This is a genomic window from Burkholderia sp. KCJ3K979 (assembly GCF_016759955.1).
GTDB lineage: Bacteria > Pseudomonadota > Gammaproteobacteria > Burkholderiales > Burkholderiaceae > Burkholderia > Burkholderia orbicola.
Genome location: NZ_JACFYV010000004.1, coordinates 69,395 through 91,099, shown reverse-complemented (window position 1 = coordinate 91,099; position 21,705 = coordinate 69,395). Strand labels below are relative to the sequence as shown.

Genomic DNA, 21,705 nt, shown 5'->3' with positions numbered 1-21,705 from the left:
CTGTCGTTTTTTGCGTGCACAGCGCGGCTCGCCGGCGCCCTTGTCGCAGTCGCGCAACAAGGCCCGAAGCGGTCGTGCGAGCGTGCCTCGGACGCCTGCGTCACAGTGTTGGAGGGGCAGGCGCGAGCCGAGGCGGCGTGCGGGATTCTTGGAGATAAGGCGAGATTCTAACGCCAAACGCGGCCACAGCGGGACTTATCCACAGGCTGGGTTTGTGGGTCGCGGGGCCGGATCGGCCCGGCCCGGCACAGGCGAGCGACTCGTAAAGTATTGACCGTCAACGGAAAAACGGTTTAAATAGCGGGTTCCGCGAAAACCAATCCTGTATTCCCGGCGATTGCGTTCGCCCGAATGCCTCCGGTTAAGGGCACGCGGTCCCCTGAATTTCGACATTCTCGAACAAGTGAGAACATCATGAAACGTACTTACCAACCGTCCGTGACGCGCCGCAAGCGCACCCATGGCTTCCGTGTCCGCATGAAGACGGCAGGTGGCCGCAAGGTCATCAACGCTCGCCGCGCGAAGGGCCGCAAGCGCCTCGCCATCTAAGGCAGGTTGCGCGCTGTGTCCGCCGTCCGCAGTCCTGCGGAAGGTGCCGTCGAGCCGGGTGCGAATCCGTCGCAGACGAAAGCCGCCTTCCCGAAAGCTGCGCGACTTCTGAAAACGGATGAATTTTCATCCGTTTTTCGTTTGCGCCCCTGGCGGCGTTCCGCGCACTTCGTGATCTACGGCAAGCCGACCGGTCAGCCCGCACGCTTGGGGCTCGTCATCGGCAAGAAGTATGCGCCGCGTGCAGTAACACGTAACCTCGTGAAGCGGCTGGCGCGCGATCAGTTTCGCCTGCGCCGCGCCGAATTCGCCGGTTACGACCTGCTGCTGCGGCAGCACACGCGCTTCGACAAGAAAGCGCTGCCGAGCGCGGCTTCCGCCCCGCTCGCGGCGATGTGCGCGGCCGAGATCCGCGAACTGCTCGACAGGGCAGTTCGGGAAATCGCCCGCCGCGCGTCGAAGCCCGCGTCCGAGTGACGCATCCGTGCCCCGGTGCGGCGTTCGCGCCCGCCCGGCCGGTTTTGACGCGGCGTCGTACGGCGCCGCCCAAGGTATGAAAACGGTATTGATCGCCTTGCTGCGCTTCTACAAGGTTGCCGTGAGCCCGATGCTCGGCAACCGTTGCCGTTTTTATCCTTCCTGTTCGGATTACGCGCGCGAGGCAATCCAGTATCATGGCGCCGCGCGCGGCACGTATCTCGCCGTCAGGCGCGTGTGCCGATGCCACCCGTTTTCTGCGGGCGGCGTCGACCTCGTCCCGCCGCCCAACTCCGACACTCGCGCTCGCGGCGAAGCCGACGCGCGGTCCCATCGACTCTGAGACAACGCATGGATATCAAACGCACCGTCCTATGGGTGATCTTCTTCATGTCAGCTGTCATGCTGTACGACAACTGGCAGCGGGACCATGGACGCCCGTCGATGTTCTTCCCGAGCGCCACGCAGACGGCCCCGGCCGCTGCCGGCGGCGCATCGGGCACGGGCGCGACGACGACCGCAGGTGATGTGCCTGCTGCCGCGGCCGGCGCCGCACCGTCGACCACGACCACGGCCCCGGCCCCGGCCGCGCAGGCGCAGCTCGTGAAATTCTCGACCGACGTGTACGACGGCGAAATCGACACGCGCGGCGGCACGCTCGCGAAGCTGACGCTGAAGAAGCAGGGCGACGGCAAGCAACCCGACCTGTACATCACGCTGTTCGACCACACGGCCGGCCATACGTATCTCGCACGCACGGGCCTGCTCGGCGGCGATTTCCCGAACCACAACGACGTCTACACGCAGCTGAACCCCGGCTCGACGTCGCTGACGGGCGACCAGAACACGCTGAAGCTGTCGTTCGAATCGCCGGTGAAGGGCGGCGTGAAGGTCGTGAAGACCTACACGTTCACGCGCGGCAGCTACGTGATCGGCGTCGACACCAAGATCGACAACGTCGGCACGGCACCGGTCACGCCGACGGTCTACATGGAACTGGTGCGCGACAACACGGCCGTCGAAACGCCGATGTTCTCGCACACGTTCCTCGGGCCGGCGGTCTATACGGACGCGAAGCACTTCCAGAAGATCGACTTCAGCGACCTCGACAAGAACAAGGCGAACTTCGAGAAGTCCGCGGACAACGGCTGGGTCGCGATGGTGCAGCACTACTTCGCGTCGGCCTGGATTCCGCAGCAGGGCGCGAAGCGCGACATCTACGCTGAAAAGATCGACCCGACGCTGTACCGCGTCGGCGTGAAGCAGCCGGTCGCCGCGATCGCGCCGGGCCAGTCGGCCGACGTGCAGGCGCGCCTGTTCGCCGGTCCGGAAGAAGAGCGCATGCTCGAAGGCATCGCGCCGGGCCTGGAGCTCGTGAAGGACTACGGCTGGGTGACGATCATCGCGAAGCCGCTGTTCTGGCTGCTCGAGAAGATCCACGGCTATGTCGGCAACTGGGGCTGGGCGATCGTGCTGCTGACGGTGCTGATCAAGGCCGTGTTCTTCCCGCTGTCCGCCGCGAGCTACAAGTCGATGGCGCGCATGAAGGAAATCACGCCGCGCATGCAGGCGCTGCGCGAACGCTTCAAGAGCGATCCGCAGAAGATGAACGCCGCGCTGATGGAGCTGTACAAGACCGAGAAGGTCAATCCGTTCGGCGGCTGCCTGCCGGTCGTGATCCAGATCCCGGTGTTCATCTCGCTGTACTGGGTGCTGCTCGCATCGGTCGAAATGCGCGGCGCACCGTGGATTCTGTGGATTCACGACCTGTCGCAGCGCGATCCGTTCTTCATCCTGCCGGTGCTGATGGCCGTGTCGATGTTCGTGCAGACGAGCCTGAACCCGACGCCGCCGGACCCGGTCCAGGCGAAGATGATGAAGTTCATGCCGATCGCGTTCTCGGTGATGTTCTTCTTCTTCCCGGCTGGTCTCGTGCTGTACTACGTCGTGAACAACGTGCTGTCGATCGCGCAGCAGTACTACATCACGCGCAAGCTCGGCGGCGTCAAGAAGAAGCCGGCCTGACGTTCGTTGCATTCGCGGGTGGCCAGCCGCCCGCGATGCGCGCAAAAAAGCCGCATGGTTCGTGACCATGCGGCTTTTTGTTTGCCCGGCGTTTTCTCGGCGACGACAGCGGCGGCGCGTGCGGCTGCTGCCGCTCAGGCCTTCTTCGCTTCGAGCTTCGGATCGCCGTAGAACTGCTCGACCAGTTCCTGCACGAGGTAGCGCTGATGCGGCGACAAGGCCTCGATCTTCGATGCGAGTTCGATCGTCTCGGGCGTGGGCGGATAGCGTTCGTCGCGCGGCAGCGGTTGCGGCGTCGGATGTTCGATCACGCTCGGCGACGGCCCGTAATGCAGCCAGTGCACTTCGACGCGCAACCATTCGGCGAGCGTTTCGAGTTTGTCCGACGTCGGGATCGTGCGGCCCGTCAGCCATTTGTGCGCGGTTTGCGGCGAAACGGGGTGCGTTCCGCGGTGACGCAGATTGAATCGGTTCGCCAGCTCCGTCGCGCCGGTGACCTTCTCCGGGCTGCGCCGCAGGGCGAATTTCAGGCGTTCCGAGAACGCGGCTTTTTCTTCGGATGTCGGCATGGGGAGATTGTGCAATTCCATCGCCGCGTCCCAGACAACCATATGGGATAAACGTATCTCGTTTGGATGAATCCCCCCTTGGTCAGGATGGAGAATGAAATTGAGGGACGCGGTGCCAAGCCTCTCCGGCACGCATACTCGTCCGAAATGGCCGCACCGTCATGCGCCGGACTGATACTCGGCTTATCCCCGGCGGGATAAATTCGGGCGAGTCCGAATCCGGCGTCGCGGCCGGTGGCGTGTGAGCCGGCACGCTACAATGCCGGCGTTCCGATGCCCGAACTGTTGCGCGGGCGCACCATTCATCCGCTGATTACCCGATTGCTCCGATTGCCATGCTCGCTACCGATTCCGATCCGATCGTCGCCATTGCCACTGCTGCCGGCCGGGGCGGCATCGGCGTCGTCCGCGTGTCGTTCGGGCGCGGCGGCGAGGCGGCCGCGCTGCCGCTGATCGACGCGTTGTGCGGACAGAGGCTCGCGCCGCGTCATGCGAGCTACGTGCCGTTCCTCGACGCGCACGGCGCGCCGCTCGACCGCGGGATCGCGCTGTATTTCCCGGCGCCGCATTCGTATACCGGCGAGCACGTGCTCGAACTGCAGGGGCACGGCGGGCCGATCGTGATGCAGCTGCTGCTGCAGCGCTGCCTGGAAGCGGGGCGCGGCTTCGGGCTGCGGCTCGCGGAGCCGGGGGAGTTCACGCGGCGCGCGTTCCTGAACGACAAGCTCGACCTCGCGCAGGCCGAGGCCGTCGCCGACCTGATCGAGGCGAGCACCGAGGCGGCCGCGCGCTCGGCCGGGCGTTCGCTCGACGGCGCGTTCTCGCGGCAGATCCATGCGCTCGTCGAGGACGTGATCACGCTGCGGATGCTGGTCGAGGCGACGCTCGATTTTCCGGAGGAGGAAATCGACTTCCTCGAAGCGGCCGACGCGCGCGGCAAGCTCGCGAAGATCCGCGCACAGCTCGCGCACGTGCTCGGCGATGCGCGGCAGGGTGCGCTGTTGCGCGAAGGGCTATCGGTCGTGCTGGCGGGGCAGCCGAACGTCGGCAAGTCGTCGCTGCTGAATGCGCTGGCGGGCGCAGAGCTGGCGATTGTCACGCCGATCGCCGGCACGACGCGCGACAAGGTCGCGCAGACGATCCAGGTCGAAGGGATTCCGCTGCACATCATCGATACGGCCGGGTTGCGCGAGACGGAGGATGAAGTCGAGCGGATCGGCATTGCGCGCACATGGAGCGAGATCGAGCGCGCGGACGTCGTGCTGCATCTGCTCGATTCGCGCACGGGGATGACGCCCGATGACGAAGTGATCGCCGCGCGGTTTCCGGCAAGCGTGCCGGTCGTGCGCGTGTTGAACAAGACCGATTTGACGGGCGTGCCGGCGTGTGTCGAGCATCCGGCGGCGGAAGGCGATCTGACCGAGGTGCACCTGTCGGCGAAGCGCGGCGACGGGATCGACATGCTGCGTGCAGAGTTGCTGCGGATTGCGGGATGGCAGGCGGGGGCCGAGGGCGTTTATCTGGCGCGCGAGCGGCATCTGATCGCGCTGCGGGCCGCGCAGGAACATCTCGCGCAGGCGGCGGATCACGCGGAGCAGCGCGCGCAGTCGCTCGATGTGTTTGCCGAAGAGCTTCGGCTCGCGCAGGAGCAGCTCAATGCTATTACCGGGGAGTTCACGTCGGATGATCTGCTGGGGGTGATTTTCAGCAGGTTTTGTATTGGAAAATAACCAGTCGCCCAGGGTTGTCCAAGGTCGTCTAGTTACCCCTCTGAAACCCTTGTGAATGCTAGGATTGGTCGCCTAGCGTTGCCCAAGGTTGTCTATTGACATCCAGCCTTTGATGGTACACATTTAGGTACACATGGACGTTGTGTCCCAATCGATGTGTACCAACCATGCCGAAAACCGTCGTCCCGCTGAATGACACCCGCATCAAGGCGCTCAAGCCGAAGGCGGCGCGCTACCGTATTTCAGACGGTGGCGGCCTCGTGCTGGAGGTCATGACGTCGGGGTCGAAGGTCTGGCGCTACCGGTACACACTGCACGGCGAACGGCAGCCAATGGTGACGATCGGCGACTATCCCGCAGTCACTCTGCAGGATGCGCGCGAGAAGGCCCGCCGATACGCCGAGATCGTCGCCAAAGGCGTTTCCCCTATCGCCGATGCCAAGAAGGATCGCGGCGCCGTGAAGCGCTTCGATACGGTTCGGGAGTTCGGCGACGATTGGTACACAACGCAGATCGCGGGGATGTCCCCTGAGTACGGTCGGACGATCAAGCGCGCGCTTGAGAAGGACATCTATCCCGCGATCGGCAACAAGCCGCTGCCGGACGTGACTCCTGGTGACGTGCTGGCGATCTGCGACCGGATCAAGGCCCGCGGCGCCCCCAAGATGGCGCTCTCGACCCGGAACGTCATCAAACGACTGTTCGAATACGCGATTGCGCGCCAGTTGGCGCCGACGAATCCTGCACATGCCGTCGTCGCGCGCTTTGTCGCCACCCAGGACAGCCGCACGCGAGTCCTCTCTCCTGACGAGATCGGGACCGTGCTGCGGGCCGTCTACGCCTCAGACATTCGCCGCGCGCTCAAGCTCGCGATCCACCTGCTGATCCTGACGATGGTTCGGAAGTCCGAGCTGATCGAGGCGCGGTGGTCGGAGTTCGATCTCGACGCCGGCATCTGGCGCATTCCTGCCGACCGGATGAAGAAGGACAAGGAGCATTGGGTCTACCTGTCCTCGCAGGCCGTTGCGATGCTTCGCGAGCTGTACGAGCAGACGGGCAATCACGAGCACGTATTCCCGTCGACGCGCGGCCGCGGTGACAAACCGATTGCGAAGAGCACGCTTAATCAGGCAGTGCGCTCGCTCAGCATCGATGTTCAGCACTTCGTTTTGCACGACTTCCGCCGTACCGCGTCGACGCACCTGCACGAGATGGGCATGTCGTCGGATGCGATCGAGAAGGCACTGGCGCACTCGATCAAGGGCATCAAGGGCGTGTACAACCGGGCCGAGTATGCAGACGAGCGGCGGAAGATCCTCCAGCTATGGGCAGAGTTTGTCGAGGCTCAGGTCGGTGGAGATAGGAAGGTCGTGATCGGCAGCTTTGGTGGCACGGCCGCATAGATTGCATGACCGTTGCCTGACGGAATCAGGCGAAGCGGCAGTCAAGGTGTTGGCGCACCAAGACCGCCTGACCACAACACGGCCTATATAGGAGGTCCGTACCATGGCTAAGTCCAATTCTACCGAAGGGCAACAACTTGCCCCGAACGCGCGCGATCAGTTTGATTCCGCGATCACGCAAATTCGAAATCTCGTTTGTGCCGTTGATCGTTTGGCGTCACAACACCTCGACGTGTCGGTTGATGAAGTTCGGCAAGAGGCTTCTTACTATGCCCAATCGCTTCACCAGAATGCTGCAGCAATTTGCGGCGTAGCGGACTGCCTCCAAGACATGCTCAACGGGTTGTCGCTGGACATTCGAGGCGCATGTACTGTCCCGGTCGTGTCGCGATAACCCACCAACCGTACCAACGTTTTTGCCGTGGCCTAGACGTGCTACGGCCATAAGGAGCGACTCATGAAAACTGAGCGCTATGAAACCCGCGATCGTGCCTATGGCATCTGGCATCGCGCTTCCTCGATCGGCCGATTCTTATGTGCTGACCAAGCCGCATCGCTGACGATGGCGGATCTCGATTCCGTGCTGTTCGCGGAGTATGACAATGCGGGCAAGGTCCCGCTGGCGCTTGTTGAGGTGGCACGCGATATTGGCCAAGACAAGCCGGCCGGAGTCATGCAGCATTTGGCTCGCATGGCGGACGTGCCGGCCTATGTAGCGCTCTACACGCCGTCAGATTCAGCGAATCCCTCTAACCCTAACTGGTCCGACATTGTGAGCTTCCGGGTGAAGCGTCTGTGGCCGCGTCCGGAGCCCAGTTGGAGGACGCTGTCGCCATCGCAATGGGCGCGTGCACTAGTGCAGATTCGAGGATGGCAGTTGCGGCGATTTGAGGCTCGTGATGCCGCAAACGATGATCGATTCTAGACGCAACGGAACAGCGATGCGGAAGAAATCTATGAATAGGAACGAGGGCGAGGAAAACGAGTATTCCGAGCGCGAACACATTGAGGAGGCGATATCGTTCGCCCAGGGAGGGGCGACAGAGGAGGCGTTGTATTTGCTCGATATGTGCATTGCTCCCCTGTATGCGGGGGCCAAACTTGACGACAAGCTTGCTTTCTATCTTGCGGATTGCCTAGCCAAGATAGTGGCAAAAGAAGATCCCGCGAAGGCGCTGAATCTCGTTCCTTCATCGCGGAAGCGAGGTCGGCCTAACGCATCGGAGGCTGACCAATTTAACGACGCCATTGCTATTCAGGCGACAATTTTGCTCGCTGAGCGAGTGAAGGGGATCAACAAGACAAAAGCGTTGCAATTGCTTTCGAGCTCGGATGACCCCTACCCGAGATCAGAATGGCGCAAGTTGGCGGGTACCGACTTCTCCCCCATGAAAGAGCTTGAGAACCAGGATTTGATTGTTCTCGCCGGGCGCCGCTGGAAGTCTCTACTGTCAAAAATCGGTTAATTATTGGCAGTGTTTTGATGCTTACGAACGCCGATCCTGACAACGTCGCGCACAGATGTGCGAAGGCGTCTAAAGGAGAACGGCATGTCAGCATCCCATACATGTTTGCGGCCCAAAGCAGCAGCGCAGAAGCTGGGCATTGGCCTGTCCACGCTTTGGCTCAAGGTATCAAAAGATCCTGAATTTCCGCGGCCCGTAAAGCTTGGCGAAGCAACCACGGTGTTCATCGAGCAGGAAATCGATGCATGGTTGCGGTTGCGTATCGCTGAGTCGCGCCAGATGGCGGCCTAAGAGAGGTCGCCCATGACAAACAACAAAAAAGCCGCAACCCTTGAAGGTGCGGCTCAAAACAAAGCTCAAGCTCACTATAGCAGCAACGATGCTGCAGCTCAACGGCATCGGATTCTCGATTTCCTGCGTCAATATGGCTCGTTATCGACGTTAGATGCGCGGCACAAAATCGACGTCATGCATCCGGCGGCGCGCATCATGGAACTGCGGCGCATCGGGGTCGAGATCTCGACGGTATGGACCCAGGAAGCTACGCCCGAAGGTGGTTGGCATCGCGTTGCACGCTACCACCTGATGCGGGAGGTAGCGGCATGACGCGGCCGTCATTCCAGTTCTATCCAGGTGACTGGCAGGCGAACAGCAACCTCCGACGCTGCACACACGCTGAGAAGGGCGTGTGGATCGACGTGATGTGCCTACTGCACGACTCGGAGGAATACGGCGTTCTGCGCTGGCCGCTCAAGGAGATCGCACAGGCGATCGGCGCGCCGCTCGTGACGCTCAGGGCCATCGTCAGCAAGGGCGTGTTGAAGGGCGCCGACAACGGGCAGCCGTGTACCGCGTGCATCTACGTGCCGCGCTCCGGCCGCCGTGACGGCGAGCCGGTGACGTTGGTTGCCGAGCAGGAAGGGCCGATCTGGTACTCGTCGCGGATGGTCAAGGACGAGTACGTGCGTTCGGTTCGTGGCGAGTCGTCGCGATTTCAGACCGACGACAGCGTATCGAAGGGTGCACCAAAGCCCCCCTTGGGTGATAGCACCAAAGCTTCACCAAAGCCCCCCTTAGGTGACGGCTCTTCATCTTCATCTTCATCTTCATCTTCAATAAAAACCATATCGTCACCTCGCGGTGACACGGCATCGCTCAACGGCTCCTCCGAGTTCGATCGCTTTTGGGATGTATGGCCGTCGACGGGCCGGAAGGTCGCAAAGGCCAAATGCCGGCAGAAATGGCGCTTGGCCTGTCTGGATGCCATCGCCGAGCAGGTAATCGGACACGTGGTGGCGATGAAAGCGACGCGGCAATGGCTGGACGGCTACGAGCCTGCGCCTCTGACATACCTCAATCAACGTCGCTGGGAAGACGAGTTGCCGCTTGGTGCTGGCGCGGCAAACGGCCAAGCCTTCGACCCTTGGGCGCCCGTGTCATGAGCCATCGCTATCCCTCCAACGGTGCCGCGCTCGTGTCCATGCGCCGAGCCGGCCGAGTGCCGGAGCTGCCGGTCCTCGTGACGCTTGCCGGGCCGCTGCGATTCGACAACGTGACTCTCTCGGCGGCCGCCGGCCAGCCCTTCGACTGGCGTCCTGTTGCCGCGCTCGACGTCGAGGTATTCGCGTCGGCGGATGTGTCATGGAGCGACCTGCTGCGCACGCTCGCCGACATCGCGGCCGCGGTACCCGACACGCTGGTGCTCACGTTCCGCGAAGGTCCGCGCGTGCACTGCGGCGAGCGGCGCAAGGTGCCTGGCGAGGACTTCGCGCTCTTCGACTGGTTCCCGATGGCGATAGCGCCGATGTGCTGGCCGGCATCGCGCACGCTGGCGCGCCGCCTGTTCGATGCCTTGGGCGACACGCTACCGAATCCCTATGACCACGCGTGCAAGCTCGTCGTGCAGCTTGCCGCCGACCGAAACGAAAACACCAAGGAGGTGAACTGATGGCTCGAACTATTCCCGATTCGATCGACTGGAACGCCTACGTCAATGACGCGGACGACGGTCGTGCCGATGTGCGCCCGGCATCTGAATTCATGGATGACGTTATCAGGATGTTCCACGGCACGGAGGAGGTGGCAGGCGACCCGTCGCCGTGGGCCTCGGTGGGCGACAACCTCAAGTTCCGCTCAGGCGAAGTAACGCTCTGGGCTGGCGTGAACGGACACGGCAAGTCCGGCGCGCTCGGCTACGTCATGTTGGATGCGATGGCGCTGGGTCGCCGCGCATGCATTGCATCACTCGAAATGCCAATGCAGGCGACTATGAGTCGGATGTGCACGCAGTCGGCCGGCGGCGCATCGCCATCCATCGACTACATCACGAAGTTCCACCGCTGGACCGATGCGCGCCTCTGGCTGTACGGGCATCGGGGTGCGATGACGAGGGACCGAATGGTCGCGGTCACGCGGTACTGCCGGAAGGAATTGGGCGTCGACCACATGGTCATCGACAGTCTCATGAAGTGCGGCATGGCGCCGGACGATTACGCCGGGCAGGCGCGCTTCGTCGATTCGCTTTGCGTGTTGGCTCGAGATACCGGCGTGCATATCCATCTCGTGCATCACATTCGCAAGGGCGACACCGAGAAATCTGCGCCGGACAAGTTCGATATCAAGGGCGCGGGTGAAATCACCGATCTCGTCGACAACGTGCTCATCGTCCATCGCAACAAGCATAAGGAAAACAGCGTTCAGGCGGCGCGTCAGCTTCAGGACGAGGCGAAACGAGCCGCGAAGATTGAAGAGCTGCGTCGCGTTCCCGACGTGCTCCTGCTCTGCGAGAAGCAGCGCCACTTCGCTTGGGAGGGGCCGACGCGACTTTGGTTCGACAAAGCGAGCCAGCAGCTCAGAGATGACCCAAACGCGCCGGGCCGGTATCTGGATCTCGCTTCCGGTACATGGAAGCACGAGTGGAAGCGGTAATGGCTCTGGTCGGTGAGGCTGAATTTAGCAGGGGGAAATCAGGGCGATGACCCAGTTCAAGAAGGGGCAGAGCGGCAATCCGGCCGGCAAGCCGAGGGGCACTCGCGACAAGCGCACTGCACTGCGCGAACTACTCCAGCCGCACGCCGCTGACCTGGTGGCGAAAGCGGTCGAGCTTGCCAAGGCGGGCGATACGACTGCGTTGCGCATCTGCATCGACCGGTGCATCCCGGCGATCAAGGCGAAGGATCAGCCAATCAGCCTCAAGAGCTTGGGTGGCTCGCCAGCGCAGATGGGCGAAACAGTTTTACGGGCGATGGCGGCGGGAGAGATCACGCCCGATGAGGCAGCCGCAGTGATGCAGGTCGTTACCGCGCAGATGAGGATTGTCGAGGTCGATGATCTTGTGAAACGCATCGAGGCTTTGGAGGGCAACGGCGATGGCGAGCAACAACAATCTTAAGGCGCGCGTTGCGTGCTTGGAACAACGACGGGACACGAGTGATCCGCCGATCATCATTCGCCGAATCATCGCTTCGGAAGACGAAAGCTATTTCGACGGCGTTACGGTCAATGGGGCCTATATGCCGTGCGCGGCGGGTCAATCTGCATCCGAATTGGAGCAAGAGGTGATCGCGGGAATCAAGCGTCAACGCGTAGCAGGCAGGTTTCTCGTTCGCAAGGTGAGGGCAGGCGCCGTAACCAGCGCGGGGCAACAAGCTGAATCGTGATCATTGGAGAGCAATGCAATGGCAAACATCAACCTCAGAACGCGCGTTGAGCGCCTTGAGCAACGGCAGCCTGAGTCGTACGCCGTAGACACGATTGTGATTACTGACCTCGAGGATAAGGACTGCCTCCCGCACCTCATTTGGACGCTTGGACGTAGCGGCTTTGAGGAAGTCCCCGAAGGGACGACGTGGGCGAACGTTCAATGTGGGGCGATTGGAGGTGGCAAATGAAAGATGCAGACGAACAAATCCAGCTTGCGAATATGGAGCTTGTGTTGAACGTCGCGCTGGCTCAATTGAGGGTCATCCATGCGCACATACAACCGGTGGCAGACCAATTTGACGAATCGAGCGAGGAGCGCCGGTATCTGATGGCTGGTGTCGTTGAAATGGTGAACCTCCACGGCTACCTGACGAATCGCCTCAACGAATTGACGACGGGAATAGCAGATCCTGTCGAGGCGGCGAAGGTCATTGTCGATGGAGCAAAGCGATGCGCACAGCAGATGCAAACCGATGCTGATGCCGACAAGGCATTGCTTCAGCGGGACGCTGATGGTGAGTGTTCGGACATCTTGATTCATTAACAGGGGAATCTCATGGGACTGTTGGACGCTCTTTCTACGAGCAGCGAATCGGATCAGGTGCCTGCGTTCGGAGGAGGCCTGATGGGAATGATGGCGAATCCGAACACCGCCGGCCTGATGGGCATGGCTGGCGCGCTGTTGCAAGCGTCGGGTGCATCCAGACTGCCCGTGACGAACGGCGCGGCACTGGGCATGGGGTTGCAGGGAGGCATGCAGGGTGCCCAGGACGCCTTCGCAATGCAACGGCAACTGATGGGGTTGCGGATGGTGCAGGGACTGATGGCCGGGAACACAAACGCGGCTGCTGCGCCGACCGCCACGCAAGAATCCGTCGCTCCCGCACCGGCCCTTGTCGGTTCGGCAAACGTGCCCGGTTTGTCCGGCATCTCGGCCGGAATGGGGGCATACGCGTCCTCTCCGCAAGTGGCAGCGGACTCCGCGGCTTCCCTCTATCCGACGCAAGCGCAGGCGACGGATTCGAATGTCAGACGCATCCTGAACCAGGGATTGGGACTCAGCATGTTCGGTGTGCCCGGAGGGATAGATTACGCAAAGGCGCAGCTTCAGTACGATCCATCGGTACAGATGGCATTGCCGACGGACGTCCAGCGCAATGCAGCCGCCGCGTATGGCAATGGGACGCCCGAATATCAGAATGCACTGCGCGGCATCCTGACGAAGGACGGAATCGTCTCGCTGCGCCCTGGCGCGCCATTCGTTATGAATGGCAAGCTCGTGACTACGCCTGGTGCGGCACCCGCCGGGTACATGAACAGCTACGACAATGGGACCGGCCAATGGTCGGTCACGCCAGTTGCGGGCGGCACGGAGGCGGTTCGCGGTAGTTCGGCCGCGCAGGCTGGCGGCAAGGCGCAGTACAACCTGCAACAGGTCTGGGACCCGTCGGCGAATGGCGGTCAGGGCGGCTTCGTTTTCCAGTCCACTGCAAATGTTGCAGACGCGTCGAATGGCGCTGTGCCTGGTGTACCGACAGGTGGTCTGGCAGGGATCTTTGCTCAGCAGGAGACGAACGGCGGCAAGACCGACCCCAGCAATCCATTCCAGATTCAGCAGGCAACGTTTAACCGCTTTGCACAGCCCGGAGAGTCGTGGAACAACGTCGCCGATCGTAATACGGTCGCGCAACGGATGCTGACCCAGTTCAATCAGCAATACGGTGGTGATCTTGGGCGTATTGCGACGGCATACTTCTCTGGTGAGGGCAACGTCGCCCCTCCTGGCAGCGCTACGCCATTCATCCATAACGTCTCAGATAGCAACGGCAAGACCGTAGCATCTTATGTTGGCGATATTCTGGGTCGTTCTGGCGGGATGGCTCAAGGGCAGCAACATGCACCTATGGCTGCTCAGCCGCCCCTTGGCGCCCAAGCCGACGCCACGGCACAGGCGAAAGGCCAAGTCGACACCATGAACGCCTCGTACAAGGAGACGCGACAAGCCCGGTCCACCGGTCAGTATGCGCTGACGATGCTCGACGACATGTCGAACTTTGCCCAGACGAAGAGCCCGGCACTCGCGAACAAGCTGTACAACGTGCAGGGCATCTTCTCGTCGGACGCCCAGTTGTTCGACAAAGCGCGCGACAACCTCATTACGCAGGTATCGAACTCGAGCGGCATGAGTACTGACGCTGCCCGAGCGATCGTCAATGGCGCTATCCCGTCGTATGGCATGAATCCGCAGGCAATCCAGACTGGCCTCGGCCAGATCAAGGCGCAGGTGCAGATGCGGATGGTCAAAGGCGACTATCTCTCGGACGCGTACGCCAACGGTAATGCGCAGGCGTACAACCAGCGCGAAAACCAGTTCGACCAGATGATGACGCCCGCCGCCGCGGCAATCATCAAGATGCCACCAGGTCTAACCCGCAATCAGGCAATCGCCGCTGCCAAGAACAATCCGCAAGACGCACAGGCCCTCCGCTGGGGCTTGAACGTCGGTCTGTTGCGCTAAGGAGGTCGCCATGCCCTACCAATACGGCTTCATCACTCCCGGCGCTGGTGCAGGAGCGCAACTACCGCAAATGCCCGCGAGCGGCGCTGACCCGCTCGATGCATTCATCTCGTCCCAGGGCGGTCTGACGCAATCGGGCGGCAGGTCCTCCAAGAATACCGCGGCAACGCCGCCAGCTAACGCTGCGGACCCGCTGGACACCTTCATCGCGTCGCAGGGGGGCTTGCCAAAACCAACCGCGCCTGCGGCTCATTCCACGTCCTCGGGTCTTGCTCAAGACCTCGCGGCAGGCGGTGCGTCGCCTGACACGTGGAGCAATCTGCAGCAGATCGGCTCGGGCGCTTGGCACGGCATTTCGAGTCTCGCGAGCAACGCCGCCAACCTCGTCGAAAAGGGCATCGCCGCTGGTGCCAACGCGATTCCCGGCGTGCGCGGTTCGACGGTGGGCAACTGGTTGACCAACACCGCAAACAGCGACGTCGGAGCGCAGATCGCGGCTGACAGACAGTTCAGGCAATCGGCGTCGCCCGGGACGCAGGCATCAGCCATTGTGGCGCCGATGCTGCTGCCGATGGGCGGCGCGTTGCGCGTTGGCAATGTGATTCGGGATGGCATTTCCGCGCTTCCAGCGATGGGCGGCACAGTCGGTCGGATGGTTGGGGCTGGCATTGGGAATGCCGCGACTGGCGCCGCGCTTTCAGCGGGCACGGCGATAGATCCCAATCAACCGTATTGGCCTCAGGTTGGGCGCAATGCCGCAGTGGGCGCTGGTATGGGTGTCGCCGCACCGGCCATCATTGGGGGCTTGCTTGGAGCAGGCCGTGCTGCTTATAACGCAGCGATGCCGCTGCTGAATCCACGCGGCTACGTTGGGCAGCAATTCGCCGATGCAATCGGAAATGATGCTGCACAGGTGGCGACCAATATCCGCAACGCACCGGTATATGTGCCTGGTTCGATGCCGACGACCGCTCAGGTCGGGGCGACACCCTTCTTGGCCCAGACAGAGAAGGCTATGGCGAACAGCAATCCGGCCTTCAAGACGGCACTTGAACAGCGCAACATCGACAACAATGATGCGCGATGGGGCGCTCTTATGGGGGTGGCCGGGACCCCGGCCGACTTGCAAGCAGCTCAAGCTGCGCGCGAGGCTGCGGCGACGCCGCTCTATCAATCGGCGCACCAAGCAACCGCCAACGTAGGGCCGGCGTTCATGCGCTATGCACAGATTCCGGAGATGCAGGAGGCCATGCAGCGGGCGAATCAGATCGCATCTCTCGATGCGGCAGTAGGGCGCGGGGTGGCGCCAGTATGGCCGCTAGAGGGAGGGAGTCGGCAGATTAACGGGGCTGCACTGGACTACACGAGCCGCGCGCTTGGCGACATGATCAATGAGGCGCAGCGGCAAGGCACGTCGACGCGCGTTGGGGCGCTTACGGCTCTGAAGAGCGATGTCGACAACTGGATGACGCGATATGTTCCGGGTGTTCAGCAGGCTCGCGCTGCTTATGCGGCTGGCAGTGTGCCCATCAACACGATGCAGGTGGGTCAACAGATTGCGAACGGCTTGGGAACCAGATCTATGAATGCCGGCCAGGTGCCGCAGATCCAGTTGATGCCCTATCGATCCGCGTTGACGAGAGCAATGAGTGGAGCGGATTTCGGTATTGACGCGAATGCATTGAATACCCTGCAAGGAATCGGGCAGGATTTGCAGCGTGCTACGGTTTCCAACTCGATTCGTTCGCCTGGGAGCGATACGGCTTACAACCTCGCTACTAATGGTTGGCTGGCCCGACAGTTGTATGGGCGAAATTTCCAAGGTGGCGCAGTCGGGAGTGTTCTTGGAAATGCAGCTCAGGCCGCGGGTGCTGCTGGCGGCGCGGCGTTCTTCGGGCCGGCCGGGGCTGGAGTAGGCTCGGCACTTGGGAGTGGTATTGGTGGCTTGCTGAATGGCTCTCGGGTCGGCACACGGTTGAACGGGCAACTGGCCGGGCTGCTGCTCAATCCCCAAGAGTTCCTGCCGTATCTCGATGCTCGCGCTGTCGGCGCACCCGCCCCAGTTACCGGAGGATTGATGCAAGGATTGTCCGGACGTCTGCAATACATGCCGGCGCTCGCTGTTCCGCAGCTCGCTGGTCCTCAAGGAAATCTGTAGCCAGCAGAGTGACCGGCCTATCGCTATCGTCCCCAGCGGGAGCCGCGGCCGGTCAACTTTGGTACTTCCTGCACTTCCGTCAGCTCGCCTTCGATTGTCATTGGTTGCTCAGCGACGAGGGGTGCCGAATTCTTGGATTCCTCGTCGATCACATCCCAGTCCAGTGCCGGGGGCTTTAGCTCGGGCTCTGGCTTCTTGGCCAACAGCGGGACCAGACCGATCAACCCGAAGAGAATTGCTGCGCCGATGTAGATGAACACGCGGTCAGTAAGCGTGAAGCCGGCTGCACTCGTCGCAGCGGCGGTTCCGGCAATGGCAGGGGCGAGGCTCATGAGGTATATCCCAGACGATCCCACTCAGGATAGGCGACGGAGAAACATGCCGCAACGCGGATCGAGATCCGCCGAGCGTCCATGACCGGCGGCCCCGTCGTCTACCGTCCCACCTGCGGTAACGACAATACGAACTGACCGGCAACCTCCTCTGCAATGGCAAAGGCCAGATCGTGTCGCCGGTAACCTTCGTCCGGTTCGCAAGTTTTACGCTGCGCCTCGAGCGAGTTTTCCGGCAGCCCCGTCGGAACAGCCGTGATTCGAAAGCCAAAGATCTCCGGGCGGCCGTTCGTGCCGGCGAACCCGTGGTTCTTCACTTCGACATAGAGATATACGTCGTAACCGTTGATGTTCCGATAGAACATGGTCGTGCTCCAAGTAGGGGGCTCCTAGAGAGTACACGCTTCCCAGTAAGGAAAATCCTCAGTGGTCGCGTTCAAGAGTGAGGGCTACCACTGCGACCTATTAGCGGCTGGAACTGGCGGTGCGAGCCGGTGCGTGGCCGTGTTACGGCACCGGCCACGGGTAGGACGGGTCGACTCGGGATAAGTTGAAACGCGCGCAGTCAAGGTCGTCCTTGCTGAACAGCGGCGCGAATTGGGGTTCAAGCATGATGCGTTCAAACGATAGGTGTAGCGCATTGTGCTTTGCCAGGTTTTTGAGCCCACTCTTGATGGAGCCCTGCGTGACGAGGTGTTTGGCCAAGCTGACGGGCGGCTTCGTTGCCATCATGCCTTCAATGGTCGCCGTAACGTATTTTTCTCGAAGAGATATTTCCATCGCTTCGCGGATGCGTGCGCCGAATTCGCGGGCCAGTGCGTCGTGCGAGATAGTGGTCGAGTCAGGTGTTTCGCTGGCTGAGTGCGTGCGGGGGGCGGCATCGGCCGCTTGTCGCGCGACCTTGCCTAGCGCTTGAAGGAACGCGGGCAGGCGCGGTAGCGTGCTGTCGACCGACCAAGTTTCTTGATTGTAAAGAAATTCTGGAAATTCGCCTGAGTTCAGCACGGCATAGAGTGCTTGCACTGCGGCGTCGGTCAGCTCGAATGGAGGCGGCAACTCGGCTCGACCAATTCGCTCAACTGCAGCTTTCGTATAGGGCGCCTCATGCGCTCCTCCCTCGATCACCTCGTCGATATGTTGCCAGTACGGGCGGCAGCGCTCATCTGGGTGTCCGTCAACGCGCGGTACCCAACAGAGAATCCAGCGGTCGGGTTGCACCGTGTCGGATTCGAGAAACGACACTGTGCTGTTGACCGTCCCGTGCGAGACGATCTGATCGGTATAGGTGATTTTGCCGGACACCCAGCACACATAGATTTCATCGGTGGACATAGGCCGGTAGGCGTCCAACGTCGTGGCTTTCGCATCATTGCGAATCACGCCCTGCTTGATCGCGCGATCCCACTTCGCACGTAGCTCGGCTAGGCGTGCGAGTTTGGCCTCGGTAGTCGGATAGGCCATGTCGGCCTGTTGGCGATAGTCGTCCAGCCGCGCGCGCAATTCGGCCAGCGCCGGCGCATCGTCGACAATGAATCCCGCTTCTTGCAAGCCTTCAGCACTGAGGCCGTTGGCCGTGAGGTTGAAGCTGCCGACCGCTGCGCCGCGCTCGCCGAGGTAAATCTTGGCGTGCAGGTTGTCGAGGAAATGAACTTGCTCCCAGCCAACCACCTCGGCGATCTCGACGATCGCCGCAGGGTTCGTACCGACCGTCGGCGACAGCACGATGTCCTTGAGGTTCTCGGGAACGATATAGGTTTTCCAGTCGATGCCGACATAGGCGACTGCGATATGACTTGGCGAAATCTCGCGCAGCCCGCGCTGAATGTCGCTGCCGTGAATGAACTTCATGATGAGCAACCCCGTATGGCTCGAATTGTTGTAGTGGCCTAGATGGACCTGTCGTCGATCGTCACGATGACGGGCTGCCGGCGCGCTATGGCTAATGCAACCGACGCGATACGTTACTACCGCTTGTGTCCAAACTACAACGTGCTGTCTTGTCGTCGACTGTGGCGTCACTTTGCGAATCGGCGGGTAAAGCGACGCCCATCAGAAAACGTTGCGTGCGTCACTCTGTAGACGTGACAGCCATTCTCGAGCGCGAGACGGGGACCGTCGAAAAACTGTTGCCAAGCGGTGCAGGCGTCGCTAATCTGGCTTCACACCTAGCCCGGGTTAAAGGGCATCGACTGCAGGACCTAGCTGTTGAACAGCCATATGTAAGCCCGCTCTGCGGGCACGGTGACTTGATCACCGAATTGACTGAGTAGGGCCCACGCCCAAAATCCGTCCATCGTTTCCTGATGGGCTCGTGACTGCTTCGCCAATAGGCGAGCTTCCGCCGCTTTTCGCGTTCTGCGAAAGGCGCGCTATGCAATCCCCGTATGCCGCTCCCGCGGCAATCAATCCGTGACGTGCGCTCCCCAGCGCTAACGCCGTGCCTTGTCGCGTCCGTCTCAATCGTCCTCGTGGCGATCGACGGCGCGCTCGGCCTCGGCGTCTGAAATCTCGTGCCGACTCGCTCGGCACGCATCAATTCGCGCGGTCGGGGCATTGGCGCCCCCCGATCGGTCGCACAGCCAAAACACGGATCAAACGGGGGAAGCGTCTTCCCGCCACGCGTCGAACCTCATCGGGTTCATGCGTGCGGGCTGCGCCGGCTTGCTGGCGTAGAACGCTCCCAATCTCACCAGGCCGAGGCTCGTGCCCCCGTTTGTTGTCTCCCGGCTGCATTTTCGCGGCCCCGTCCAGCGGACAGGGAGACAACCGGGGGTCGAGCCTCACGTCATGGATTCGGGGTACGCATGTCGCACAAATCTCTCACGGCCGACCTGTGCCGTGCTGCGCGCGGGGCGCGTGGCAAACAGGCAAACTCGACCTCCAACGGTCGGGAGAAGTCGCTCGCGCGTTTCGCGCGTTTTCTGTGGGACATGGGCTTTCAGGTTCATACGACCGGTCAGCTCAAAGAGAAGCATCTGATGGCTTGGTCGAACGACATGACGGGCCGAGGATGCTCGAAGCGGACGGCCGTCAACAACATGACGCACATCCGAACGGCGCTCGAAGGGATCGGTCGCCGGCCGTTTGCTGACAAGATGAGCAATGCGGCGCTCGGTCTGTCGGGTGCGAGCCGGGCCGGCACGAAGCGGCCGATGATGCGTGACGAGCTGGAGCCGTACCGCGCCGCCGTTGCTGCGATCGACCCAGGTATCGCGGTTGTGCTCGAGCTGCAATTCGAACTTGGGCTGCGAGCGAGGGAGGCGGTTCAAAGCATCAAATCGCTGGCTGATTGGCGGCGCGCGCTTTCGAGTCCGATCGGGGATGGCTTTGTGACCATCATTCACGGGACGAAAGGAGGCAAGACACGACGGAGCCCGCCATTGGATCGGCAGCGCGCCGCCGAGTTGGTGGAGCGTGCGATTGGACTGTCGAACGAGTATGGCGGGAAGCTGGTCCGCAAGCCGGATCTGAAGCGGGCGATGGAGCGTTACCACTATGTCGTGCGCAAGGTCGGCATGACCGATGAGCGCGCGCCGCACAGCCTCCGGTACGCGTATGCGACCGAACACCTGGAGCGGCAGAAGGCAGCCGGCGTATCGCGCCGGGAGGCGGCCGCTGGGGTGTCGACATGGCTCGGCCACGGGGACGGCCGCGGGACGTGGGTGGAGCGCGTCTATGGGCGTGAGGTGCTGGCAGGTGCGGAGGTGCGCCATGCATAAGCACGTCGACACGCTGCCCGAGGTGGGGCACTCGCGCTGGAGGCAAATCGCTCCGTTTGTGGGCGTGTGCCGAGAGACATGGCGAAAGCTCTGTTTGGCTGGACGCGCACCTAAACCGATTCAACTATCTCCGAGGTGCACGGTGTGGAAGAACAGCGAGATCCACGCGTATCTGAGAGACCCGATGCACTACGGGGACTTCAGATAGTTTCGATTGTTGCCGATGTATAGGCAGGAGACGGGCCGGAGTGGATCGTTGGGCCGGTAAGTAGACGAAATAGGCTTGATGCTCAGTGATGGTGTGACGAAGTGCAAAGAGATTGGAGCAATGGGGCTGTATAAAAAAGGGGGGCGATCATGCGACGCCGTCCCCCAAGAGGGACTTGACTTTTGACAATTGCTTTTTAAACCCAAGATGGGTACACTGCCCACGAACGCGGGGGCAAATTTTTTTGGTTTGTCAAGAGTTGACATCTGACTTTCACACAAGAGCGGCCAACGAGTCGGTTCGACGCGCGAGAAAGGCGAAAAATAAGGAGAAGATTGATGAGTGCACCGAGTCTTGAGTACAAGCAAGCGCGGTACCTGGATTACGGATTTCTTGCGGCTAAGGCTGAGCAGGCCGCGGAAGGGCTCATCGAGGATCGAGATCTGTCCGATGACGAACGCAACGTTCTGCGCGCAGGCAGTGAATTTCTCGAGCGTGTTGCCACGGGTGCGCGTGTTCTGACGCATGGTGATTACCGAGTGCAAAATCTTACTGGCGCGATGGAAGCGCTGGAACTTGCGGTCGATCCCATCGAGCATTTGGGCCAAATGATCCAGGACGCAGACATATCTGCCCTGTTGCAAGATGTTGCACGGACGGTTACCGAAAATAGCGCCCGCGCTGATCGTCATGCACTGACTACCGAAGACAAAGGGAAGGTCGATATCTATCGGACTTTCTTTGACCAGTTCTATCTTTTTATTCGTGCTCAAATGAATGAGATGAATAAGGAGCCGCTCCTTGGTGGGCGTAGTCGGTTTGGCGCGCAGGTCGGTCGGATCGCGTAAA

Annotated in this window: 25 protein-coding genes; 21 read left to right on the top strand and 4 right to left on the bottom strand. The window is 61.4% G+C overall.

Going from position 1 to position 21,705, the window contains the following annotated elements:
• Positions 1-414 precede the first annotated feature (414 nt).
• The 4 genes from rpmH to yidC all read left to right on the top strand — a co-directional run bounded on the left by rpmH (position 415) and on the right by yidC (position 3,051).
• Positions 415-549: a 50S ribosomal protein L34 gene (gene rpmH, locus H3O04_RS02270; RefSeq protein WP_004198824.1), complete on the top strand. Its 135-nt coding sequence runs from the start codon at positions 415-417 to the stop codon at positions 547-549.
• Positions 550-564: 15 nt separating this feature from the next.
• Positions 565-1,026, top strand: a complete 462-nt coding sequence (gene rnpA, locus H3O04_RS02265) for a ribonuclease P protein component (RefSeq protein ID WP_006489941.1) — start codon at positions 565-567, stop codon at positions 1,024-1,026.
• Positions 1,027-1,102: 76 nt separating this feature from the next.
• Positions 1,103-1,369, top strand: a complete 267-nt coding sequence (gene yidD, locus H3O04_RS02260; RefSeq protein ID WP_011546514.1) for a membrane protein insertion efficiency factor YidD — start codon at positions 1,103-1,105, stop codon at positions 1,367-1,369.
• A gap of 8 nt (positions 1,370-1,377) precedes the next feature.
• A complete protein-coding gene (yidC, locus tag H3O04_RS02255; protein WP_202587070.1) occupies positions 1,378-3,051 on the top strand; it encodes a membrane protein insertase YidC in 1,674 nt (557 codons plus the stop codon).
• Between the two features lie 134 nt (positions 3,052-3,185).
• Here the strand turns inward: yidC and H3O04_RS02250 are convergent, their stop codons facing one another.
• Complete coding sequence (locus H3O04_RS02250; RefSeq protein ID WP_006489946.1) at positions 3,186-3,620, bottom strand: transcriptional regulator; 435 nt, start codon at positions 3,618-3,620, stop codon at positions 3,186-3,188.
• A 335-nt stretch (positions 3,621-3,955) separates the two neighbouring features.
• Here H3O04_RS02250 and mnmE point away from each other — a divergent pair, with 335 nt between their 5' ends.
• The 15 genes from mnmE (at position 3,956) to H3O04_RS02175 (ending at position 16,597) form a co-directional block, all read left to right on the top strand.
• Complete coding sequence (mnmE, locus tag H3O04_RS02245) at positions 3,956-5,350, top strand: tRNA uridine-5-carboxymethylaminomethyl(34) synthesis GTPase MnmE (protein WP_202587069.1); 1,395 nt, start codon at positions 3,956-3,958, stop codon at positions 5,348-5,350.
• 167 nt (positions 5,351-5,517) lie between these two features.
• A complete protein-coding gene (locus H3O04_RS02240) occupies positions 5,518-6,753 on the top strand; it encodes a tyrosine-type recombinase/integrase (protein ID WP_202587068.1) in 1,236 nt (411 codons plus the stop codon).
• A gap of 103 nt (positions 6,754-6,856) precedes the next feature.
• Positions 6,857-7,147, top strand: a complete 291-nt coding sequence (locus H3O04_RS02235) for a hypothetical protein (protein WP_202587067.1) — start codon at positions 6,857-6,859, stop codon at positions 7,145-7,147.
• A gap of 63 nt (positions 7,148-7,210) precedes the next feature.
• The gene (locus H3O04_RS02230; protein ID WP_202587066.1) at positions 7,211-7,678 is read left to right on the top strand and encodes a hypothetical protein; all 468 of its coding nucleotides are present in this window, start codon (positions 7,211-7,213) and stop codon (positions 7,676-7,678) included.
• Between the two features lie 31 nt (positions 7,679-7,709).
• The gene (locus tag H3O04_RS02225) at positions 7,710-8,219 is read left to right on the top strand and encodes a hypothetical protein (RefSeq protein WP_202587065.1); all 510 of its coding nucleotides are present in this window, start codon (positions 7,710-7,712) and stop codon (positions 8,217-8,219) included.
• Between the two features lie 84 nt (positions 8,220-8,303).
• The gene (locus H3O04_RS02220) at positions 8,304-8,510 is read left to right on the top strand and encodes a helix-turn-helix transcriptional regulator (protein ID WP_175867553.1); all 207 of its coding nucleotides are present in this window, start codon (positions 8,304-8,306) and stop codon (positions 8,508-8,510) included.
• Positions 8,511-8,522: 12 nt separating this feature from the next.
• Positions 8,523-8,825 (top strand): helix-turn-helix domain-containing protein, encoded by a 303-nt coding sequence (locus H3O04_RS02215; RefSeq protein WP_202587064.1) that lies wholly within the window; start codon positions 8,523-8,525, stop codon positions 8,823-8,825.
• A gap of 80 nt (positions 8,826-8,905) precedes the next feature.
• On the top strand, positions 8,906-9,661 hold the full coding sequence (locus H3O04_RS35980) for a hypothetical protein (protein WP_337249609.1): 756 nt from the start codon (positions 8,906-8,908) through the stop codon (positions 9,659-9,661).
• Positions 9,658-10,167, top strand: coding sequence for a histidine ammonia-lyase (locus H3O04_RS02205; protein WP_202587063.1), 510 nt, complete (start codon positions 9,658-9,660; stop codon positions 10,165-10,167). Before H3O04_RS35980 ends, H3O04_RS02205 begins: the two co-directional genes overlap by 4 nt.
• Entirely contained in the window at positions 10,167-11,147 is a 981-nt protein-coding gene (locus tag H3O04_RS02200; protein ID WP_202587062.1) for an AAA family ATPase, read from the top strand. Before H3O04_RS02205 ends, H3O04_RS02200 begins: the two co-directional genes overlap by 1 nt.
• Before the next feature lie 46 nt (positions 11,148-11,193).
• Positions 11,194-11,610, top strand: a complete 417-nt coding sequence (locus H3O04_RS02195; protein ID WP_202587061.1) for a DUF5681 domain-containing protein — start codon at positions 11,194-11,196, stop codon at positions 11,608-11,610.
• A complete protein-coding gene (locus tag H3O04_RS02190) occupies positions 11,588-11,878 on the top strand; it encodes a hypothetical protein (protein WP_202587060.1) in 291 nt (96 codons plus the stop codon). The genes H3O04_RS02195 and H3O04_RS02190 overlap by 23 nt, the downstream gene beginning before the upstream one ends.
• 227 nt (positions 11,879-12,105) lie before the next feature.
• Complete coding sequence (locus tag H3O04_RS02185; RefSeq protein WP_202587059.1) at positions 12,106-12,465, top strand: hypothetical protein; 360 nt, start codon at positions 12,106-12,108, stop codon at positions 12,463-12,465.
• 12 nt (positions 12,466-12,477) lie between these two features.
• Complete coding sequence (locus H3O04_RS02180; protein WP_202587058.1) at positions 12,478-14,439, top strand: hypothetical protein; 1,962 nt, start codon at positions 12,478-12,480, stop codon at positions 14,437-14,439.
• Positions 14,440-14,449: 10 nt separating this feature from the next.
• Complete coding sequence (locus H3O04_RS02175; RefSeq protein ID WP_202587057.1) at positions 14,450-16,597, top strand: hypothetical protein; 2,148 nt, start codon at positions 14,450-14,452, stop codon at positions 16,595-16,597.
• Between the two features lie 23 nt (positions 16,598-16,620).
• Here the strand turns inward: H3O04_RS02175 and H3O04_RS02170 are convergent, their stop codons facing one another.
• The 3 genes from H3O04_RS02170 to H3O04_RS02160 form a co-directional block, all read right to left on the bottom strand.
• Positions 16,621-16,929 (bottom strand): hypothetical protein, encoded by a 309-nt coding sequence (locus tag H3O04_RS02170; RefSeq protein ID WP_202587056.1) that lies wholly within the window; start codon positions 16,927-16,929, stop codon positions 16,621-16,623.
• A 101-nt stretch (positions 16,930-17,030) separates the two neighbouring features.
• Positions 17,031-17,294, bottom strand: a complete 264-nt coding sequence (locus H3O04_RS02165) for a hypothetical protein (RefSeq protein WP_202587055.1) — start codon at positions 17,292-17,294, stop codon at positions 17,031-17,033.
• A gap of 142 nt (positions 17,295-17,436) precedes the next feature.
• The gene (locus H3O04_RS02160) at positions 17,437-18,777 is read right to left on the bottom strand and encodes a phospholipase D family protein (RefSeq protein WP_202587054.1); all 1,341 of its coding nucleotides are present in this window, start codon (positions 18,775-18,777) and stop codon (positions 17,437-17,439) included.
• A 956-nt stretch (positions 18,778-19,733) separates the two neighbouring features.
• On the opposite strand from H3O04_RS02160, the gene H3O04_RS02155 reads away from it, so the two are divergent.
• Both H3O04_RS02155 and H3O04_RS02145 read left to right on the top strand, forming a co-directional pair.
• Positions 19,734-20,648, top strand: a complete 915-nt coding sequence (locus H3O04_RS02155; protein WP_202587053.1) for an integrase domain-containing protein — start codon at positions 19,734-19,736, stop codon at positions 20,646-20,648.
• A 546-nt stretch (positions 20,649-21,194) separates the two neighbouring features.
• Complete coding sequence (locus H3O04_RS02145; RefSeq protein WP_202587051.1) at positions 21,195-21,704, top strand: hypothetical protein; 510 nt, start codon at positions 21,195-21,197, stop codon at positions 21,702-21,704.
• The last annotated feature ends 1 nt before the right edge of the window (position 21,705 follow it).

Coding starts and splice junctions, on each gene's coding strand:
- H3O04_RS02160 (WP_202587054.1), bottom strand. CDS start 18,777: ATGAAGTTCATTCACGGCAGCGACATTCAGCGCGGGCTGCGCGAGATT.
- yidD (WP_011546514.1), top strand. CDS start 1,103: ATGAAAACGGTATTGATCGCCTTGCTGCGCTTCTACAAGGTTGCCGTG.
- H3O04_RS02145 (WP_202587051.1), top strand. CDS start 21,195: ATGAGTGCACCGAGTCTTGAGTACAAGCAAGCGCGGTACCTGGATTAC.
- yidC (WP_202587070.1), top strand. CDS start 1,378: ATGGATATCAAACGCACCGTCCTATGGGTGATCTTCTTCATGTCAGCT.
- H3O04_RS02250 (WP_006489946.1), bottom strand. CDS start 3,620: ATGCCGACATCCGAAGAAAAAGCCGCGTTCTCGGAACGCCTGAAATTC.
- H3O04_RS02195 (WP_202587061.1), top strand. CDS start 11,194: ATGACCCAGTTCAAGAAGGGGCAGAGCGGCAATCCGGCCGGCAAGCCG.
- H3O04_RS02215 (WP_202587064.1), top strand. CDS start 8,523: ATGACAAACAACAAAAAAGCCGCAACCCTTGAAGGTGCGGCTCAAAAC.
- H3O04_RS02175 (WP_202587057.1), top strand. CDS start 14,450: ATGCCCTACCAATACGGCTTCATCACTCCCGGCGCTGGTGCAGGAGCG.
- H3O04_RS02220 (WP_175867553.1), top strand. CDS start 8,304: ATGTCAGCATCCCATACATGTTTGCGGCCCAAAGCAGCAGCGCAGAAG.
- H3O04_RS02185 (WP_202587059.1), top strand. CDS start 12,106: ATGAAAGATGCAGACGAACAAATCCAGCTTGCGAATATGGAGCTTGTG.
- mnmE (WP_202587069.1), top strand. CDS start 3,956: ATGCTCGCTACCGATTCCGATCCGATCGTCGCCATTGCCACTGCTGCC.
- H3O04_RS02235 (WP_202587067.1), top strand. CDS start 6,857: ATGGCTAAGTCCAATTCTACCGAAGGGCAACAACTTGCCCCGAACGCG.
- H3O04_RS02170 (WP_202587056.1), bottom strand. CDS start 16,929: ATGAGCCTCGCCCCTGCCATTGCCGGAACCGCCGCTGCGACGAGTGCA.
- H3O04_RS02230 (WP_202587066.1), top strand. CDS start 7,211: ATGAAAACTGAGCGCTATGAAACCCGCGATCGTGCCTATGGCATCTGG.
- H3O04_RS02180 (WP_202587058.1), top strand. CDS start 12,478: ATGGGACTGTTGGACGCTCTTTCTACGAGCAGCGAATCGGATCAGGTG.
- rpmH (WP_004198824.1), top strand. CDS start 415: ATGAAACGTACTTACCAACCGTCCGTGACGCGCCGCAAGCGCACCCAT.
- H3O04_RS02165 (WP_202587055.1), bottom strand. CDS start 17,294: ATGTTCTATCGGAACATCAACGGTTACGACGTATATCTCTATGTCGAA.
- H3O04_RS02190 (WP_202587060.1), top strand. CDS start 11,588: ATGGCGAGCAACAACAATCTTAAGGCGCGCGTTGCGTGCTTGGAACAA.
- H3O04_RS02240 (WP_202587068.1), top strand. CDS start 5,518: ATGCCGAAAACCGTCGTCCCGCTGAATGACACCCGCATCAAGGCGCTC.
- H3O04_RS02155 (WP_202587053.1), top strand. CDS start 19,734: ATGTCGCACAAATCTCTCACGGCCGACCTGTGCCGTGCTGCGCGCGGG.
- H3O04_RS02200 (WP_202587062.1), top strand. CDS start 10,167: ATGGCTCGAACTATTCCCGATTCGATCGACTGGAACGCCTACGTCAAT.
- H3O04_RS02205 (WP_202587063.1), top strand. CDS start 9,658: ATGAGCCATCGCTATCCCTCCAACGGTGCCGCGCTCGTGTCCATGCGC.
- H3O04_RS02225 (WP_202587065.1), top strand. CDS start 7,710: ATGAATAGGAACGAGGGCGAGGAAAACGAGTATTCCGAGCGCGAACAC.